Raw genomic sequence first — 313 nt, forward strand, 5'->3', positions numbered from 1 at the left:
CTGGGCGTAAGCTGGGTGATTCGCTTATTCAGCTTGGCTTTATAACGGAAAAGCAGTTACTTGAGTTTTTGTCTCAGCAATTAAGTCTTCCGCTTATCGACCTAAACCTTGCGCAAGTTGATATAGAAGCCGTACAGCTGTTACCTGAAGTACATGCACGTCGCTTGCGAGCCTTGGTGATTGACCGCAACGGGCATACCGTGCGTGTGGCAATGAGCGACCCTGCGGACTTGTTCGCCCAAGAGTCAGTGATGCGCTTGTTATCCAACTACGATGTGGAGTTGGTGATTGCCGCTGAGCGCCAGTTAGTCTC

1 pseudogene is annotated in these 313 nt (G+C 50.5%); it reads left to right on the top strand.

Annotated features, from left to right (window positions below):
- Nucleotides 1-313: pseudogene (locus AB4585_RS22120) on the top strand (MSHA biogenesis protein MshE); the annotation flags it as partial.

The sequence above is a fragment of the Vibrio sp. 10N.222.49.C9 genome, from assembly GCF_041474985.1.
Lineage (GTDB): Bacteria > Pseudomonadota > Gammaproteobacteria > Enterobacterales > Vibrionaceae > Vibrio > Vibrio crassostreae_C.